Raw genomic sequence first — 1,315 nt, forward strand, 5'->3', positions numbered from 1 at the left:
CCACATGCTCCAGCAGGCGCACCGACAGCTCCTTCTTCGAACCGGAGAACACCGGCGCCTCATCAACCAGAGTCGACAGCAGCGTAATCGTGTTATCGTCCGTGCCGAAACCACGATTCACACCCACCGTATTGACCGCCAAGAAATCCGTGCCCTTACGCTGCAGCTTCTCACGACCCAGCTCCAGCGGGGTCTTCTCCGCCGAGCCGGTCTCCGCCGCAAAACCAACAATGAGCTTCGGGCCGAGGACGTTATCCCCCGCCTCACGAGCCTGCTGGCGGCGCACCACAACCTCACGCAGAATATCCGGGTTACGCACCAGCTGAATCACCGGCGCATCCTCAGAATCGGCGCTCTTCTTAATCTTGAACTCGGCAAACTCGGCGGGCCTAAAATCAGCCACCGCCGCAGACATAATCAGCACATCCGCCGCCGCGCTCGCCTCAAGGGTCGTCTCACGCAGCTCCAGGGCGCTGACCACGCGGGTCACCTGCACACCCTCCGGCGCGGGAACCTCAAGGTTCGCACCAATCAGGTGCACGGTCGCGCCCAGGTCACGTGCCGCCTCCGCGAGCGCCACACCCTGCTTACCGGTCGAGCGGTTGCCGAGGAAGCGGACCGGGTCCAGCGCCTCACGGGTACCGCCAGCGGTAATGACCACGAGGCGGCCGGCCAGAGGACCGGAAGTAGCCGCCGGGCACACGCCCGCAGCCTCGGAGTTCTGAGCGTCCTGGCTGGGTTCAGCCTGACCCAGCAGCGCCGAGGTCAGCGTTGCCTGCCGCGCCGCCGCCAGACGCTCCTGCTCGGTACCCGTGTACAGGGGCTCAGTCGGTGCGTAACCGGGCGTGTACACCGGGTGCACCTGATCCTTCGGGAAGCGCTCAATCACATCGAGCGCGACCGCGAAAATATCCTCCGGCTCAGGCATGCGACCCGGACCGGAATCCGGGCCCGTCAAACGCCCAATCGCAGGCTCAATCACGTGATAACCCCACGAACGCAGAGTCTGCACATTCGCCTGAGTCGCCGGATGCTCCCACATCTGAGTGTGCATCGCGGGCGCCAAAATCACCGGGGCGTGCGTGGTCAACACGGTAGAGGACAGCAAATCATCGGCACGACCAGCCGCCAAACGAGCCAGCAGGTCAGCAGTCGCCGGGGCAATCACCACAGCGTCAGCCTGCTCAGCCTGACGCACATGGTTCACCTCCGGCACACGATCAAACACGTCCGTCGACACCGGGTTGCCGCTCAACGCCTCCAGAGTGGGAACACCCACGAACTTCGTCGCGTTCGGGGTGGGCATGGCGATCAC

Annotated in this window: 1 protein-coding gene; it reads right to left on the bottom strand. The window is 64.4% G+C overall.

Going from position 1 to position 1,315, the window contains the following annotated elements:
• Positions 1 to 1,315: bifunctional phosphopantothenoylcysteine decarboxylase/phosphopantothenate synthase (locus tag AB8E48_RS08895; RefSeq protein ID WP_368886471.1), on the bottom strand; the 1,315-nt coding region annotated here is incomplete at both ends.

This window comes from Rothia mucilaginosa, from assembly GCF_964211445.1.
Lineage (GTDB): Bacteria > Actinomycetota > Actinomycetes > Actinomycetales > Micrococcaceae > Rothia > Rothia mucilaginosa_E.